Source organism: Thiothrix nivea DSM 5205, from assembly GCF_000260135.1.
Lineage (GTDB): Bacteria > Pseudomonadota > Gammaproteobacteria > Thiotrichales > Thiotrichaceae > Thiothrix > Thiothrix nivea.
On sequence record NZ_JH651384.1, the window covers coordinates 2900602 to 2918456 of the forward strand.

A 17855-nucleotide genomic window follows, 5' to 3' on the forward strand; every position below is an offset into this window, starting at 1 on the left:
GTTCAAGCCTCCAGGATCGTGCTGCGGTTGAGTTGGATGAGTTGCTGGAAAGCGGCGTTGTCCATTTCGGTCAGCCAGCTTTCGTCCGCGCCCACGATGCTGTCGGCCAGCGCCTGCTTGTCTTCGAGCATCTTGTCGATGCGTTCTTCCAGCGTACCCAGCGTCACCATCTTGTGGGCGAACACGGTTTTTTCTTGGCCGATACGGTAAGCGCGGTCGGTCGCCTGGTTTTCCACCGCCGGGTTCCACCAGCGGTCGAAATGGAACACATGGTTCGCTTGGGTCAGGGTGATGCCCACCCCGCCCGCTTTCAGCGACAGGATGAAAATGCCCGCAGGTGTGTCGGGGTTCTGGAACGCCTCGATCATTTGCTCACGGTGCTTGCGGCTGGTGCCACCGTGCAGGTAGTAGACCGGGCAGTGGTGTTGCGCACGCAACAGGGCTTCGAGTTGCTCGCCGACCTCGGTGAACTGGGTAAACAGCAGCAAGCTGTCGGATTCTTCCAGCGCCTCGCCGATCATCTCGTTGACCCGCGCCAGCTTGTGCGAACGCGCTTCGGTGAAGGCGCTGCCATCCTGCAAAAACTGCGCGGGGTGGTTGCAAATCTGCTTCAGCTTCATCAGCGTGGACAGGATCAGCCCCTTGCGCTGGATGCCTTCGGCGTCTTCCAACTGCTTCTGCACGTCATCCACCACCGCCTGATACAGCGACGCCTGCTCCTTGGTCAGGTTGCAGTAAACCTTTTGCTCAAGCTTGGCGGGCAGGTCGCTGATGATCGACTTGTCGGTTTTCAGGCGGCGCAGGATGAACGGCTGCACCAGCCGCTGCAATTGTCTGGAAAGGCGCACATCGCCATCACGCTGCACCGGCGTTTCATAGGCGCGCTTGAACTGGGTGGCGGTGCCCAGATAGCCTGGATTGAGGAAGTGGAACAACGACCACATGTCCATCAGGCGGTTTTCAATCGGCGTACCGGTCATGGCGATGCGGTAAGGCGCTTTCAACGCGCAAATGGCCTTGGCCTGCGCCGATTTGGGGTTCTTGATGTTCTGCGCCTCATCCACTACCACGCGCCGCCACGGCTGCTGCTTGAGCAGCGGGTTATCCTGACGGGCGATCGTGAACGAGGTGATGACGATGGCACTGGAGGCAATCGCCGCGCGGAACGTCTTGGCTTCCTTGGCGCGGTTGCCGCCATGATGCACCATGCAACCGAGTGACGGGGCAAACTTTTCGATTTCCTTTTGCCAGTTGCCCAGCACCGAGGTTGGCGCGATCAGCAGGGTCGGTGGCAATGCGGCCTGCTGTTCCGGGGTCAGCCGCTCACGTTCGTGCAGCAGCAGCGCAATCACCTGGATGGTTTTCCCCAGACCCATGTCATCCGCCAGACAGGGGTTCAGCCCCAGGGATTCCTGCGCGGCCAGCCAGGCCAGCCCCTGCTTCTGGTAGGTGCGCAACTGCCCCTGCAAGCCCTGCGGATTATCCATAGGCTCAAGGGTTTCCCGCTGTTGCAGGCGCGCCAGCATGTCGCTCAGCACTTCGTCGAACACAAACTCGGTGGCATTCTCGTCCGCCTCAGCCACCTGCCTGAGCAGTTCGGTGACGGAAACCGTCTCGCCGCCTTGCTCCTGCTGCCGCCACAGTTCCAGCAACTGGTTCATCTGCTGGCTGTCCAGCTCCATCCATTCACCCCGGAACTGCACCAGCGGCGTCTTGGCATTGACCAGTTCCTGCCATTCCCGTTCGCTCACCGGTTCGCCGCCGACCGACAATTCATAGCGGTATTGCACCAGTGAGGGCATAGAAAAATAGCCGGTTCCGCTATCCTTTTCCTGCGCGGGCGCGGACTTGCCGGAAGCCTTGACGCGGATGCGCGCCCGCTTGCGGCCTTGCGGCGTCCACCAGCCGGGCAGAACGATGCGGAACCCCGCGGATTCCAGCACCGGCGCATCGTTTTTCAGGAATTCATAGGCGGTCGGCAAATCCAGCGTCACGCCGGTGGGCTCGGGCGACTCCATGCCCTGCCACAGCAAGGGGCACATGCGCGCTGCATGACCCAGACTCACCAGCAAATGCCGCTCAAACTGCTGGCCAAAATATTTCTGCTGCTGTTTTTGTTTGACGCTGGACGATGCCCACCATTCGGACAAATCCATTTTCAGGGAGGGATCCTGGCTGGACTCGACAAAGAAATGCAGTTGCCAATCGGTATCCCGGCGCTCATTGGCCGGTTGCAGACGCAGACCCAATACGAAACCGCTGTCTTGTGCCTGACCAACGATTTCCCGTTGCCAACTTGACCATTGTTTCCAGTCTTCCAACGTCAAACCGCTGTCACTCAATGGGCTTTTGTGGAAACCGGCAGCGTTATAGCCCAAGGCATCCACCAGCCAACTGCCATCCAGTTGCTTGAGCACCTGATTGGTGGCGTTGGCATCAGCTACCAGCTGCTCCAGTTGCTGCTCGGAAAAATGCCTGAGCAGCGCCACACTATCCAGGCATTCCGGCTGGTCAACCTGCATGGAGGGCGGTTTCCACCCCACCACCGTGGTGCAAACACCCGGCATGGCGGCGGCAAACGCCTGCAAACCCTGCTCATACAGGCTGGAAGCGGGCGACCAGCCGCTATAAACGCTCAGCTTGGAACGCTTGCCGCTGGGTTGATGGCATTTCATCACCGGCATGAACTGATGCTGACGCACCAGATTGCGCAGTTGCTGGGCGTATTGCATCCAGAACAACAGGTCACTGCCCAGACGGAAATCCGGCTGGCCAAAACTGGCCACAAACTGTAATTCCCGCAAGAACAACAAAGGTCGCCCGATGGCTATGCCGTTGATCATCCAGACCCGCCACGCATAGTCATCCGGCAGGTAATCGCCGGTAAGGCGCGCCATTTCCGGGCTGGGCAAGGGCTGATCCTCCAGCGTGGGCAAAGCAAGGTAGAACGAGGCGGGCTGGGCGCGCAGGCTGGCGATCAGCGGCTTGCCGAAAGACAAACCGGCGGACAGGAAATCATTGAGTTCCGCCGCTGTTGCGCGATGCCGGTCGGGGGTGCGGCTGCGCGTCTTTTTGTCGGTCTCAATCCAGAAGACAAACTGCCCATGGTTGTCAAAGCCAGCCTCAAAGGCTGGAATCCATGCGCCATGATAAACATCCATATAATGGCCTTGCTCGTACCGGGAAACCCATCATGCTAGCAGATCAGCAAACGCCCTGCTGCACCACAATCCCCTGTTTCGCCGCCCACTGCCCCAAATCCTGCTTCATCAGCGCATTCGCCATCAGTTCCGGGAACTGGTCGGGTGTACAGGCAAACGTCGGCACGCCCAGCGTGGCATATTTCGCCGCCATGTCGTGATCGTAGAACGGTGCACCTTCATCACTCAACGCCAGCAATGCAATCATCTGTACACCGGAAGCGACCAGTTGCGCCGTGCGTTTCAGCATTTCGTTGGCATTGCCGCCTTCGTACAAATCACTTATCAGGATGAAAACCGTGTCATCCGGGCGCGAAATCAGCCCCTGACAGTAGCCGAGCGCACGATTGATGTCGGTGCCGCCGCCCAGCTGCAAGCCGAACAGCAAATCCACCGGGTCGTCGTGCAGCTCTTCCGTCAGATCGACGATAGACGTATCGAACACCACCATCTTGGTGCTCAACGCCGGAATCGATGCCATCACCGCTGCAAAAATGCTGGAATACACTACCGACGGAGCCATTGAGCCACTCTGGTCAATACATAACACCACCTCTTTCAACGCGGAACGCTTGCGCCCATAGCCAATCAGCTTGTCCGGCACGATGGTGTTGTATTCGGGCAGGTAATTTTTAATATTGGCGCGGATGGTGCGGTTCCAGTCGATTTCCTGCAAACGCGGGCGGTTGTTGCGCACCGCACGGTTGAGCGCCCCCTTGACTGCCTGTTGCATCGGCTGGTGCAGACGGCGCAGCAATTCTTCCACCACCTTGTTGACCACCTGCCGGGCGGTATCCTTGGTCTTGGCGGGAATCACGTTTTTCAGGGAAATCAGCGTGGCGACTAGATGAATATCGGCTTCGACGGCTTCCAGCACTTCCGGCTCCAGCAGCAACTGACGCAGGCCCAGCCGTTCAATCGCATCCTGCTGGATCACACGCACCACGGAGGACGGGAAATACTGGCGGATGTCGCCCAGCCAGCGGGTAACGTTAGGGGCGGAAGCACCCAAACCACCGCGCCGCCCGCCAACGTTTTCACCATCGCCATACACAGCGGCGAGGCAGTTGTCGATACCCTGTTCCATGCCATCCAGGGAACAACCGATGCCATCGGCTTCGCCACCACCGAGGATCAAACGCCAGCGCTTTTGTCGTTCTTCAGGCTGCATCCGCCACCTCCAATCCCAGCATCATCGCTACCAATGGCAGCGCCGTTGCCGCCCGTATTTCATCAATGTCGCTGACCGCTGCCACTGCGGGCAAGGCTGCCTGCCCCTGTTTGACCCGCTCCCCCATTTGCCGCCGCTCAGGTGCGCTGAAAGTCGCAAACGTGCGCCGTAACACCGGCAACAACTGCTGGAATGTGTCACCCGTCAAACGACTCACCCACTGATCAATCAGCTTCCACAGCGTTTCGTCATAGATCAGTAACTGACCACTGTCGCGCAGGAAACCATCTACCCAACTGGCGGCCTCGGCAGGCTCGCTGGCAGTGGAAAGAGCCAACCCGAAACGACGCGCGCTTTCGCCTTCATCCAGCAGCCCCGCTTGCAGCAGCAAACGGCAGCAACGCCCCGCCAATAACGCATGTAGCCCCTGCTGGTCGAGCAGGGTTTGTAGCGTTTGCGCCCACTGGCCATTGAAATCGTCTTCCGCCAGCAGATTGACCGCTTCCTGCACCGCCTGAATGCGCTTGAACATGCCCTCGGCGACTTCCTCATTCAGCGCACTACAGGCATTCGGCAAACCGATGCAGATGCGCGTAATCATGCCGGACACTACATGGCTGACCTGTTCCAGCGAAGTCTGGCGTACATCGCCGTAACGTAGCAAACGCGCCAGTTCCGGCATCGCCTGCATCAGGTGCAGGATGTCGCTGCTAACCGCTGCTTCAGTTTGCAGACGCTGCATCAATGCATCGACCGCCTTTGGCAAATTGGCGTAGAGGGAAGCGTGTGTCATGCTGGCAAGCTGTTCCAGCGAAGTAGTATCCTGTGCCTGTTTGACCAGCCGGTTAGTGGCGGCAACTGCCAGCGTATTACCCCAGAGACCGGCTTCGATCAGGCGGATGGCAAACTCCGGTTGCCACAGGATACGCCAGCTTTCCTTAAAGGTGCCTTTGCCGCGTGCCGTGTCGCCGCCCTTGCCCCACGGAATGTCGAGGATATTAAGGCGACGCAGCAGGTAACTGCGCTCCAGATCATTTTCCTTACGCAAATCCAGCACCAGATCGGCATCACTGGCGGAAGGGTTGAAGCGCAGGCGTTTCTGCTCACGCGCCCAATCCTGTTGCAGCGGGGTTTGCGGGGTTTCGTCCGGCACATTGCCCAGCGATTCGCCAATCAGCAGCTTGCGGTGCAATAGTTGCATTGGGGCGGCATCACCGAACAGCATGACGCTTTGTACCGATTCGTTGAGTTCGGCCAGACCAGGTAAAGGGCGGCCACGCATAGCGGCGAGGGTTTCGGCCAGCCGCACCGCTTCGATAACGTGGGCGGAAGAAATATCCAGACCCTGTTGGCGGAAAGTATGCGCCACCCGCGTCAACCACCGCGTCTGTAGGGGAGTATGGCATACCCCCTCTTCCCCGCTCCCCCAAATATGCGCGTACCAGCCGGGCGCATCAACACCTGCGCCATAACCGCTGGCATTGCTGAGGCGTTCATGTGTCCACGGAACCCAGGTTGCAGTGGTTTTGAGTTTGGGCAAACCTTTTAGCAAGTCGTTGTCGACTTTAGCTGTGGGCAGGGTTTGCAGCGCGGGCGCGTGCCATGCACCGCATACCACCGCAATATTCTGGAAACCGTCCTTCTGCGCTTGACGGATGCACTTGCGCATATGCGCTTCCCGCAACTGTTCGCGCTCGTGTTCGGCAGCGTCACGGGGGCAATGCTCATCCACTTCGTTACGCAGGGCAATCATGGCTTCGAGGATGGCCTGGAACAGTTCGCTGGAATCCTGCCGCTCCTCAACCATGTGCTCCCACCAGCGCTCGCTGTCGGCGTAACCTGCGGCCTCTGCCAGCAAGACCAGCGGATCGCGGCGGATGATAAGTGTTTCATCCCGCTCTTCGTTTTCCGGATTTTGTGGCTCAACAGGTTCTGCTGTGGCAGTAGCTTCTTCAGCCACCTTGTCACGGGCAAAGTTGATGCTGACCGGCAAATCCATAAAGCGCACTGGCACTTGCTGGCTCAGCGCGTAACGAATCGCTTGCCATTCCGGGGAAAAAGCGGCGAAAGGGTAATAGACCGCGCGGTGCGGCTCATCCGGCGCATAGATCAGCAGAGCGACCGGCGGCTGCATCTGTTCATGCACAGCCAGCGGCAGGATGCTGTCAGCTTCGGGCGGGCCTTCGACCAGGATGCAATCCGGCTGCAAAGCGGTAAGTGCCTGCACCAGACTGCGGGCAGAACCGGGGCCATGGTGGCGGATGCCGAAAACGTGATGTGGCATAACGCTTACCTCACAACACTTCCTTGCACGCCCGGTACAAATCCTTCCAGTCGCTGCGTTCTTTCACCACGGTTTCGAGGTATTCCTTCCACACCACGCTGTCCTGCACCGGGTCTTTGACCACCGCCCCGATCAGGCCGGAGGCCAGATCGCGGGCCGTCAGGCTGCCATCGCCGAAATGCGCCGCCAGTGCCATACCGCTCCCCATCACCGAGATGGCTTCAGCGGTACTCAACGTACCGGAAGGGACTTTCAGCTTGGTTTTGCCATCCTCCGTCAGGCCGCCGCGCAGCTCACGGAAAATGGTGACAACACGGCGGATTTCAGCCAATGCCGGTTTTTCTGCGGGCAGTTCCAGCGCCCGCCCGAGGCTGGCAACGCGGCGGTCAACAATCGAAGCTTCTTCCTCCAGCGTTTCCGGAAGCGGCAGGATGACGGTATTGAAACGGCGCTTCAATGCACTGGATAACTCGTTCACACCCTTGTCGCGGTTGTTGGCAGTAGCAATCAGGTTAAAACCTTTTTGCGCCTGACACTCAGTGTTGAGTTCGGGGATCGGCAGGGTCTTTTCCGAGAGGATAGTGATCAGTGTGTCCTGTACGTCCGCCGGAATCCGGGTCAGTTCTTCCACCCGCGCGACCAGCCCGTTTTGCATGGCGTGCATGACAGGGCTGGCAATCAGCGCATCCTGCGACGGGCCTTTGGCGATCAGTTGCGCGTAGTTCCAGTTGTAGCGCATCGCTTCCTCACCCGTACCCGCCGTGCCCTGTACGATCAGGGTGGAACGCCCGGAAATCGCGGCGGCGAGGTGTTCCGACACCCACGACTTGGCGGTTCCCGGCAGACCGTACAGCAACAGTGCGCGGTCGGTTGCCAGCGTAGAAATGGCAATTTCGATCAGACGCGGGTTGCCGATGTATTTGGGGGTGATGTCGATACCGCCGTCGATTTTCCCACCCAGCAGGTAGGTGCGTACCGCCCACGGCGACAGCACCCAGTTGGGCGGGCGGGCATGGCTGTCCTGTTCGCGCAGGGCGGCGAGTTCGTGGGCAAATTCGGTTTCAGCATGTTGGCGCAGCACCGTCTGTATTGGGTTCTGGATTTTATTGTCGCTCATGATTAATCCTTGGGTGAGGTGGTTTCCAGCGCGGCCAGCATGTCGGCGCGAAAACGCAGGGTAAACAGGGTTTCAGTCAGGATGCGGTGGAACGGGTGGTCTTCTGCCTGCAAGGGTTCCTGTAGCAGGTGGGTGAAGTCCTCCACGCAGTCGGGGGCGATGTGTGTAGCGAGATGGCGGCACGCGCCATATACAGCGTGGACGTATTGCTGCTGGCAGTTCGTGCGTACCCGTAGCTGTTTCAGCACTTGCAGGGAAAAGTCCCGCCCCCATAGATGTGGTAGGTGAATCAACACATCCAGCAGCTCGAGACTGTCGTTGCGCTGGAGCAGGCCGATTGCGGTGCTTTCGGCATCGGCAGGACTTAATGTTTGCCAGAGCGGGGAATGGCGCGGGTCGCTGCGGGTCAGCCACACCTTCGCCCATTCGCTGTCAGGGTAGCGTAGCAAGGCAGTTTGCCAACCGTTCAGCAAGGCGCTTTTCCAGTTGCTTTTTTCTGCCAGTTCCAACAGGTCTGACGGAGGCAGTTGCCAGCGTTGCGTCCAGTACACAGGTGGGATACAAGATAGCGCCTGCTCCAGCCACCAGGCTTTGGCACCTTTGCCTTGGGGTGGTTTTTCATCAATGCTGTCACGTTGCCAGCTTTTATCCCAATTTTCAGGTGGGTTGATTTGCAGCGTTTTCTTGCCACTCAGCTTGTTGAGCAGGCCGGATTTGGCTTGCACACCCAACCAATCAGTCAGCCGTTTTTGCATACGCTGGCTGAAAGCGGAATCCGGCAACGCACCCAGCAGCTCAGACGCTAACTGGCGCACGCCTTTGCTGCGATCGTCGAGGCAGCTTTCCAGCCAGGCTTCATCATCAGCGCTCAGGTTGGTGCGCAGGGTTTGCAGGAAATCCTGCCGTACCTGTGCGGCTTCCTGCTTCCAGACGGCTTGCAGCAATTCGCGGGTGGCAGCTGGCTGCTCACTGCGCAAATGCTGCAAATATTCACTGCGCTGGGCGGGGTTGCCCTCTTCCCACACGGAGGAATCCTGCTGTTCAGCAGCATCCGGAGCAAGAGTCAGCAGGTTGTGCCAATCGGGGTTTTGCGTCGCCAGCCAATACCCGCGTTGCCCGATAGCGGCACTGATGGCCGGGCGAATGGCGCGACTTTGACGGGCCTGTTCCATCAGTGGCGGAATAAAGCTCACCGGAACCCGCAAGTGTTTGCCTGCCACCTGTTCCAACCAGCCATCCAGCAACGGGCGCAGGTTGTTATCCGCCAGCATCCGGCGCAGGTGCATTTCGGCAGCAGCAGGAATCAGCGGCAGATCGGGTTTGTCATCCGGCGTAGGCAGTTCGCCAGTGAATGTGACCGGCAAGCTGCCTGCGGCCTGATACTGAAAGGCCAATGCCGCTGTACTCAGAAACGCGGCTTCACGGCCACTGTCTGCCGGAATTTGCCCGCCAGGGTAGAGCTGATCCAGATAAGGTTGTAACGCGGCATTGCCTTGCGGTGGCTGGCTTTGCCGTTCGGTTCCCAGCAGGGCGATTTTGAGCAGGGTCTGTTGCAGTTGCATGTTATGCCTCCCCACCGGTTTGGAATGTGCCGCAGATGCGTAGACTGTCACCATCCCATTCCCCGAATATGTTGAGCGGATGCCCACCGCTTTCGCCTATTAATACCCATGCCTGTTCGTCGCTGATGTCGAGTGGAACACAATGCTGTGCAACATCGACCAGTAGCCATTGCTTGTCATGCTGCACAGGGATGACACGGGCAATGGCGAAAGGAAAATAGCCTAACCAGGGGTTGGCTATCAGGGCTTCGGTATAACGAGAGAAACATTGATGCAATGGAGCAAACAGCGGGGCAAGCACAGTGTCGCCCGGTTGCTGTGCTGCTTCATCCTTCAATAAAGCACGCAACGGGGTGGCAGAGGGATAAAATACCATGTCCCCTGACGTTGCCTGTCCCACTGGCGGGCGCAAAGTCATTGGCTGTTGTTGTACCGCAAAATCCAGCAGCAACACGAAACGTTGCGAATTCATGCCATATAACCAGGTGCGCTGGGTGCGTATTTGCCCGTCATCCTCCTGCCGCTGCCCAACGACCTGCCAATGGTCGGCAATGCTGTCAAGAGCAAGGATTTCTTCCTTGGGCTGGTTGAAACCGATGTGTGCCAATACGTCGGCCTGTACTGCGGCAGGCAGGCTGTCGCGGCGCTGCCAAGCTTCCAGCAGCAAGTGCAGGCGGCTCAGCTCGGCCAGCAACTTTTCCTGCCATGCCCCCCCCTGATAGCGCAGGCTGGCAATGGCTTGCAAACGACGGGCAAGGCCGGGGGCTTGTGCATCCACCATACGGGCAGCCATACGTTGCCATTGTTTGTCGTCCTGTTGCGACAAGCCTTGCCGGATCAGGTCGAACAGCCAGCGTTGCAATTCGGCGATACCGGCACTGACTTTATCTTCGCGGGCGGCGTTGCGTTTCTGTTGGGCGGCAGCGCGTTTTTGCAGGGTGGCTTCGTCAACAGGCTCATTACTGGCGGCGGCTTTTTCGGCCTTTTTCTGGGCGCGTTGCCCGCGTTTGTCCAGCCATTCCTGTAGCCAGGAAGGCGGTTCCGCGCCAGTCAGCTTGTCGGAGTTGGCGGCAAGCACCAATGCCAGACCGATGCCGTGTTTGCAAGGGAATTTGCGGCTGGGGCAGGAGCATTTGAAGGCAGGTTCCACCAGTTCAATAGCCGTTTGGTAGGGATTTTTGCCGCTGCCCTTGATTTCGCCCCACACCACGCCATCGGCTTGCCCAAGCGTTTGCCATTGGTGTGGCTGGCTGAGTTTCTCGCCCGCCTTGAGCGAGGCGGCGTCAGGGGCGAGTGCCGCAACTTGTTCGGTAGTCCAGGTTGTCATGCTTGGTTGTTATGAGTTTGATAAGACAAGCCAGATAATAACCATCCCCCCTTGGCCTGACCAGCATTCGCACCAGTGACCGGATAACCGGCAGGTCGTCAAACCAGTAAAGTCTGCTTTTCTTCAAGCCCTTGCCAGCGATGCAGCCACAAGGCCATGTTGGTTTCCTTGGAGCTGATGAAGGCTTTGGTAGCGTATTTCAATACTAAAAGCCCATTCAGCTTCAACCTCTTCGTTTATCGTTGCTCCATGTGAAACCATTCATTAATCTTCCTCTCAAGCAAACAACACAAGCCCTAACCATGAGGTAAACACAAATGAACGACAATATCACTCTCCCAAACACCGCTGGATGGTTGTTTTTCGTCAAGCTGACCTTTGGTATTTCACTGGCGGCAATGGCGGCTTTCATCTTTTTCCTGGAAGGCAACCTGCTAACTAAAGGTTATCTGGCCCTGAACTCCCTGTTTCTGGTCAGTGCTACCATTATGCTTTCAAAGACCCTGCGTGATGAGCACGAAGCCCAGCGCCTAACCAACCGTATCAATGAGGCCAAGACTAATAAAATCCTCAAGGAATTCAGCGAATAAGCGGGGGTAAGCCACAATGATGTACTTAATCGGAAAACTCGCCACCGCCCTGCGTGGTGGAACCCGCGAAGTGCTGGAAGCTGCCGTGGATGCCAATGCCTTACGCATCCTCGACCAAGAAATCCACGAATGCGAAGACAGCCTGCGCCAGTCCAGGCAGCACCTTGCCGAAGTAATGGCTGAAAAACTGCGCCTGCAACGCCAGCTCGATGCAGCCCGCAAGAAAATGGCCAGCAAGGAAGACCTCATCCGTTCCCGCCTGGAGCGCCAAGATGAAGCGGGTGCGCTGGAGCTGGCGGATGAACTCGCCCAGCAGGAAGACTGGCTTGAAAACCAGCAAGCCCATTGTGACCAGCTACACGACTACGAGCAGCGCCTGCTCAAGACCCTGAAAAGCACTACCTTCAAGCTGGAACAATACCGCGCGGAATTACGCATGTCGCAAGCCACCCGCCATGCCCAGCAGGTGGCGGGCAAACTTTCCCGCCATGCCAACACCCACGGCGACAGCTTTGCGCGGATGCAGGATTCGTTGGAACGCATCCGCCAGCAGCACGAAACCTGTGATGACCGGATGCAGGCCATGCAGCAAATCGACAGCTACATGGCAGGTGAAGCGTCTGCAAAACAACGCCCTTGCCACAAGGCTGAAGACGTGCTGGCAAGGCTGCGTGCAGCGTAACAGCATTATCATGCGCAGGTCGCGACGGAAACCGGACACGGGTTACTCACGGAACTGCTCGCGCTCCAGCCCATACTTTTTCATCTTGTCGGCCAGGGTCTTGCGCGGCAGGTCGAGTGCGTCCATCACCGCGCGGGTGTTGCCCTGGTGGCGGTTAAGTGATTGCACGATCAGGGTTTTCTCGAAACAGGCCACCTGTTCGGCCAGCGACAGCCCTTCGATTTTCTCATCCGCATTCATCAGCGCGGCCAGATCGAAGCCGTAAGCTTCGCCCAGCAGCACGTAACGCTCGGCGATATTGCGCAACTCGCGGATATTGCCCGGCCAGTCGTGCCCCATCAGCACATGCAGCGCTTGGTCGTTGAGTGGTGGCACTTCGCTTTCACAGCGCGCCGCTGCCACCAGCACGAAATGCTGGAACAGCAGCGGGATGTCTTCGCGGCGCGCCCGCAATGGCGGGATTTCCAGTGTCACCACGTTGAGGCGGTAATACAGGTCGAGGCGGAATTCCTCGCGCTCCGAAGCCTCTTTCAAATCCATCTTGGTCGCGGCAATCACGCGGATGTCGAGTGCGATGGGCTTGTTGGAACCCAGCCGTTCGATGCTGCGCTCCTGTAATACCCGCAGCAACGGCGCTTGCGTGGAGAGCGGCATCCCCTCGATTTCATCCAGGAACAACGTGCCGCCGTTGGCGTGTTCAAACTTACCGATGCGTTTGCCTTTTGCGCCGGTGAAAGCGCCCGCCTCATGCCCAAACAGCTCACTGTCGAGCAGGCTTTCCGGGATGGCAGCGCAATTGATCGCCACGTAATTGTGGTCGCGGCGCTTGCTCTGCTCGTGCAGGGAACGCGCCACCAGTTCCTTGCCGGTACCGGTTTCGCCCATGACCAGCACGTCGGCGTTGACGTTGGCGATGCGGGTAATCATGTTGCGCAGGGTAACGATGGCCGGGGTTTGGCCGATAATGCGCGGGCCTGGGCGGGTCTGGTTGGCCAGCGCTTCCTTGAGGGCGCGGTTTTCCAGCGTCAGGCGGCGCTTGTCGCTGGCACGTTTGACCACTTCCACCAATTGGGTGTTGGAAAAGGGTTTTTCCAGCAAATCATAACCGCCCTTGCGGATGGCGGAGACTGCCGTCGCCACGTCGGCGTGCCCGCTGATCAGGATTACCGGCAGGTCACGGTCGATTTTCAGGACTTGCTGGAGGAATTCCAGCCCATCCATGACCGGCATCCGGATGTCGGAGATAATCACGCCCGCAAATTCCGGGGCGATGATGCGCAAGGCCGCTGTGGCGCTGTCGAAGGTATCCACTTCGTAACCCGCCAGCATCAGCGACTGCGCGGTGGCGTCGCGCACGGCTTTTTCGTCATCGACCAGAATGATGTTGGCTGTGGTCATGGCTGGCTCCCGTCAGCGGCTTGTTGCAGGCTGAGGGTGAACATTGCACCACCCTCCGGCGCATTGCGCACGCCCAGATTACCGTGCATGTCGCGGGCAAGGCGATAGGAAATCGACAAACCTAAGCCCAGACCCTTGCCAATGGTTTTGGTGGTGAAAAAAGCTTCAAACACATGCGGCATAGCCTGTTCGCTGATGCCAGGGCCGTTGTCGCGTACCGAGACGCAGACTTGCCCGTCAGCCTGTTGTAGGGCAATCCAGATGCATTGTTCCGCCTGTTCTTGTACCGCTTCGGCGGCGTTGCTGAGCAGGTTGACCAGAATTTGTTCCAGCCATACCAGGTCGGCTTGCACGTAACGGGTATTGTCGGCGCGCTGTTGTTCCAGCGCAATGCGGGTTTGCGCCAGTTTGGGCTGGATGATGCCGAGGGCGGAATCCAGCGCACGGTGCAGGTCACAAGTTTCAATCTGCCCGGCGCTTTTGCGCGAAAAGGTTTTGAGTTGGCGGGTAATCGTGGCCATGCGCTCGGTCAGGCCAACAATTTCCATCAGATTGCTGCGGGCAATATCCGGCTTGCCGATGTCGAGGAATTGCGCGGCATTGTCCGCATAGGCGCGGATCGCGGTCAGCGGGTTGTTGATCTCATGGTTGATACCGGCGGAAAGTTGCCCGAGTGCAGCCATTTTTGCTGCCTGCACCAGCTCTCCCTGGGTGAGGCGCAGTTCGCGGGTACGTTCCTCGACTTTTGCCTCCAGTTGTTCGCGGGCTTGTTGTTCGTATTCGCGGCGTTGGCGCTGATTTTTCCACAGCAGGTACAACAGCAACAAGGTCAGCGCCAGCATGAAAGCGGTCAGCAGTAGGGTCAGCACCACGCTACGGGTGACGCTGCTGGCGTCGTTGAGGATATAGAGTGTCCAGCCTGCCGATTCCATACCGGTGCGCTGCACCAGATATTGGTGGTGGCCATCGCTGACTGACTGAAGCGTGGCGGTGGTGTCGAGGCGCAAATGGGTCAATGGCGTGATGGCGGTATCCGCGTAACGGTGGTTTTGCTTCAGGCTGGCCAGCACTTCGGCGGACAATGCCTGCAAGGAATGTAGTCGCCACGCTGGGTTGCTGGACATGAACACGACCCCTTCCGGATCGGCGACCATGAAGTGAGCCGCCTGCCATGCCCTGCCGGATTCCTGGATGGTGATTCTGATCTTGACCACCATGACGCCGATGATTTGCCCGTTTTCTCCCCTGACACTGGAGGCAAAGTAATAACCCCGCTCGCCGGAGGTCGTGCCCAGCGCGTAGTAGCGCCCCAAATGCCCCTGCACGGCTTGTTGGAAATAGGGGCGGAAGGAAAAATTTCGGCCCACGAAGGTGGATGCCTGATCCCAGTTGCTGGCGGCGATGGTGAGGCCATCCGGGCGCATCAGGTAAGTGTCGGCAGTGTTGGCGATGCGGTTGGCTTTTTTCAGGATGCGGTTGACGCGCAGAACCGCGTCAGGTAATGGGGAAGCTGTTTGCAGCAACGCCTGCGCTTCGGGGTTTTCCGCCAGCAGGGTGGGCAGGTACTTGTGCCGTTCCAGCTCGGCCTCAAGCTGGCTGACAAGCTGTTGGGAAAGCACGGCCGTTTCCTGTTGCAGGCGCTGTTCCGCATTCTGGCGCACAGCGTAATAGACAGTCAGCAGGGTGATGGCGCTGAATAGAATGGCCACCCAGCCAGCCAACACGCCGTTACTGGGCGGGGGCGGCTTCAGGTGAGGGGAGGGCAGGCGCTACTCCAGAATTTCGATCATGACCTTGGCTGTGCCGCTGGCCATCATGCCGATTTTCTTCGCCGCCGCTTTGGACAGGTCAATCACGCGCCCGTGTTTGCTGAAACCGCCACGGTCATTGACTTTCACTTCCACCGATTGCTGATTGCGCATATTGGTGACGCGAATCCGGCAACCGAAGGGCAGGCTGCCATGGGCGCAAGTCATTTTATCCTGGTCGAAACGCTCTCCACTGGCGGTTCTGCCGCCATCAAACTTGTCATTGTAGTAGGATGCCGTGCCGACCTGATGTACGTCGCCCGTGGTGGGGGCTTTTTTGGCTTGCGGTTTGGGTGCTGCGGCTTGGGTTGGTAGTGCTGGTCTGGCGGCGGGGGTTGAGCTGGTCTGGGTGAAGTCTGGGGAGTTCTGGCTCTTGCCCGCCACATGGCCCGCAACGGAATGGGGTATCACATAATACGCCTGTTTGGGTTCTGCGGATGGTTTCCAGACAAAGTTGGTGGGGGTTTCAGCCTGTTTGGCGGTTGATTTTTTCCGGCTGACGGACGCGCTTTTCCTGGCAGATTTTTTGACGGTCTTGGCTTTTTTGGCCAAAGCTTTGGATTTGGAGGATTTTTTACTCAGTTTCTGGCTGGATTTTTTACTGGCTTCCACTTTGCTGGCAGGTTTTTCTTTGGCCAGGACGGCGGTCGGCAGACTGAAAGTTGCAGCTATGGCCAGTGCCATGACACCGGCGCTGATGCCTTGTATGCAACGCGCCAGACTGCCTGATTCAGATGTTGTCATTGTTGTCGTCTCCATCTACTCACTTGCATCAGCGCTCAAGGATAGCACGCTCCCAGCTATTGTAAACCCCGCGTAAATGCCCGCTCTGTCAGCAGCATTTGCAAACTGTGCAGAACTTTTGTAGGTGATTAAGTATCTATTTAGGCAAGTCGTGAAAGACTTATTACCTGATCGGGCTTACAATAGCGGATTTTTACTCACCCAGGGTCTGGGGTGAAACGCTAGAATCATTTACTACACGGAAACGTTAGCAACGGGGAAACCGAACCATGCGGATTTTGCAGATTGGCTCAGTCTTACTTCTGTCTTACTCGATAGCGGCTTGCAGCCAGCAAAATGTACAACCGGGTACGGCCTATGCGAGTGCGGGTAGCACCCACCCACAGACTGAGCTGTTTGGGGATGAAAAGCAGCAACCAGCGGCGCGCCCAAGCAGCCAGGCCAGCCCATCCCGGCAACAGCCATCCTGGTCAAACATTCCGGCCAGCCATTCTGGTGGGCAGTCCAGTGCCCAAACCCAGCCTACCCGCCTGGCTTCGGCAGGTGGTGACAAAACCTACCGTGGCCCTGGCCAGCTGAGCCGTCTGCCTGATGCGATTGCTGCCAGCCTGCAATTACGCGGCCTGCCGGAACAAAACCTGGGTGCGTATGTGCGCCCTGCCAACGGTGGTCAGCCACTGCTGGCAGCGTATGCCGATACGCCCCGCAACCCGGCTTCAACCATGAAACTGGTGACTACTTATTCTTCTCTCGGCGTGCTGGGGGCAGACTATCGCTGGCCGACTGAAATTTACACCGCTGGCAATGTCATGGGTGATACCCTGCAAGGTGATGTCATCATCAAGGGCTATGGCAACCCGAACTTTAGCGAGGGCGATTTCCGCCAGTTGTTGCAGGCATTACGTGCGCGCGGCATCCGTAACATTGCGGGCAATTTCGTCGTCGACAAAACTTACTTCAATGTGCCTTACCAGCCCTCCATTGATGGCAAGGACAATGCCGAGTACAACGCCCAGCCGGAGGCGCTGCTCTACAACGAGCGCGGCAGTTGCTACGAAATCCGCAACCAGGCGGGGCAGATCCAGCGTATCTGCCCGATTGCCCCGCGCAACAGCAATGACCTGAACGCCAACCTGTTTGGCGGCTTCTGGAAACTCTGGGTAGGCGAAATGGGCGGGCGTCTGGGGGGCGGCTTGCAGGTGCGCGCTGCTCCTCAGGGTGCGCAACTGGTGCATACCCATTACTCCCCGCCGTTGCGTGACGTGATGGTCGAAATCAACAAGGAAAGTAACAACGTCAAGGCGCGCCAGTTGCTGTTGAGCATGGGGGCAAAACAGTTCGGCGCACCTGGCACGACGCAAAAGGGCGCGGCGGCAGTCGGCCAGTTCCTGGAAAGCCGTGGTTTGCGTTTTTCCAGCCTGAAGATTGAAAACGGCTCCGGCCTCAGCCGGGTGGAGCGCATTTCCGCCCGTGAAATGGGTGAAATGCTGGTCGACGCTTACAACAGCCCCTACCGCGATGACCTGATGCGCTCCATGGCTGTGTTGGGGCAGGATGGCACAGTGAAAGGCCGCCTGAAAAACCTGGCCGGGCGCGGTAAGTTCAAAACCGGCACCTTGCGTAACGTGCGGGCGCTGGCGGGTTACCTGACCGCCGCCAATGGCCAGACCTATGTGGTTTCCCTGTTGCACAATGATGGCAACATCCGCGCCAGCGCCAAAGAGGCGCATGATGACTTGGTTGAATGGGTCTACTTCGGTGGCCGGAACGGCTTCTCCAGCTTGCAATAACCCAGGGTTGGCACAAGTAACAGGAAAACCCGCTTCGGCGGGTTTTCCTGTTTTGCTGATATTCTGGTCAAAAAATAAGTGTCAACCCTAATCCGCATTGTCCAGAAACTGACAACGCCACAGCTGCGCCGGGCGAGGTTTGTACCTATAATTCCGTGAGGGGTAAATCCATGGGATTGCCA

Annotated in this window: 12 protein-coding genes; 3 read left to right on the plus strand and 9 right to left on the minus strand. The window is 58.2% G+C overall.

The features are described 5' to 3' along the window. Positions 1 to 2: 2 nt before the first annotated feature. From THINI_RS14555 to THINI_RS14580, 6 genes are read right to left on the minus strand one after another with little or no spacing between them, the layout of a single operon-like run. Positions 3 to 3161, minus strand: coding sequence for a DEAD/DEAH box helicase (locus tag THINI_RS14555; RefSeq protein WP_002709315.1), 3159 nt, complete (start codon positions 3159 to 3161; stop codon positions 3 to 5). Between the two features lie 43 nt (positions 3162 to 3204). After that, on the minus strand, positions 3205 to 4371 hold the full coding sequence (locus THINI_RS14560; protein WP_002709316.1) for a VWA domain-containing protein: 1167 nt from the start codon (positions 4369 to 4371) through the stop codon (positions 3205 to 3207). After that, positions 4361 to 6655, minus strand: a complete 2295-nt coding sequence (locus THINI_RS14565) for a DUF5682 family protein (protein ID WP_002709317.1) — start codon at positions 6653 to 6655, stop codon at positions 4361 to 4363. Before THINI_RS14565 ends, THINI_RS14560 begins: the two co-directional genes overlap by 11 nt. A gap of 10 nt (positions 6656 to 6665) precedes the next feature. After that, entirely contained in the window at positions 6666 to 7772 is a 1107-nt protein-coding gene (locus tag THINI_RS14570) for an ATP-binding protein (RefSeq protein WP_002709318.1), read from the minus strand. Between the two features lie 2 nt (positions 7773 to 7774). Beyond that, the gene (locus THINI_RS14575; protein WP_002709319.1) at positions 7775 to 9334 is read right to left on the minus strand and encodes a DUF5691 domain-containing protein; all 1560 of its coding nucleotides are present in this window, start codon (positions 9332 to 9334) and stop codon (positions 7775 to 7777) included. 1 nt (position 9335) lies between these two features. Continuing rightward, positions 9336 to 10661, minus strand: a complete 1326-nt coding sequence (locus tag THINI_RS14580; RefSeq protein ID WP_002709320.1) for an SWIM zinc finger family protein — start codon at positions 10659 to 10661, stop codon at positions 9336 to 9338. 317 nt (positions 10662 to 10978) lie between these two features. Between THINI_RS14580 and THINI_RS14585 the strand changes: the two genes are divergently transcribed. Beyond that, the gene (locus THINI_RS14585) at positions 10979 to 11251 is read left to right on the plus strand and encodes a YiaA/YiaB family inner membrane protein (RefSeq protein WP_002709321.1); all 273 of its coding nucleotides are present in this window, start codon (positions 10979 to 10981) and stop codon (positions 11249 to 11251) included. 16 nt (positions 11252 to 11267) lie between these two features. After that, on the plus strand, positions 11268 to 11933 hold the full coding sequence (locus THINI_RS14590) for a PspA/IM30 family protein (RefSeq protein WP_002709322.1): 666 nt from the start codon (positions 11268 to 11270) through the stop codon (positions 11931 to 11933). A gap of 42 nt (positions 11934 to 11975) precedes the next feature. Here the strand turns inward: THINI_RS14590 and THINI_RS14595 are convergent, their stop codons facing one another. The 3 genes from THINI_RS14595 to THINI_RS24425 are packed head-to-tail and all read right to left on the minus strand — an operon-like array spanning position 11976 to position 15883. Then, a complete protein-coding gene (locus THINI_RS14595; RefSeq protein ID WP_002709323.1) occupies positions 11976 to 13331 on the minus strand; it encodes a sigma-54-dependent transcriptional regulator in 1356 nt (451 codons plus the stop codon). Continuing rightward, complete coding sequence (locus THINI_RS14600) at positions 13328 to 15040, minus strand: sensor histidine kinase (protein WP_154724421.1); 1713 nt, start codon at positions 15038 to 15040, stop codon at positions 13328 to 13330. The genes THINI_RS14595 and THINI_RS14600 overlap by 4 nt, the downstream gene beginning before the upstream one ends. Positions 15041 to 15100: 60 nt before the next feature. Then, positions 15101 to 15883 (minus strand): septal ring lytic transglycosylase RlpA family protein, encoded by a 783-nt coding sequence (locus THINI_RS24425; protein ID WP_002709325.1) that lies wholly within the window; start codon positions 15881 to 15883, stop codon positions 15101 to 15103. Between the two features lie 269 nt (positions 15884 to 16152). Between THINI_RS24425 and THINI_RS14610 the strand changes: the two genes are divergently transcribed. Further along, entirely contained in the window at positions 16153 to 17673 is a 1521-nt protein-coding gene (locus THINI_RS14610; protein WP_002709326.1) for a D-alanyl-D-alanine carboxypeptidase/D-alanyl-D-alanine-endopeptidase, read from the plus strand. Positions 17674 to 17855: the final 182 nt, after the last annotated feature.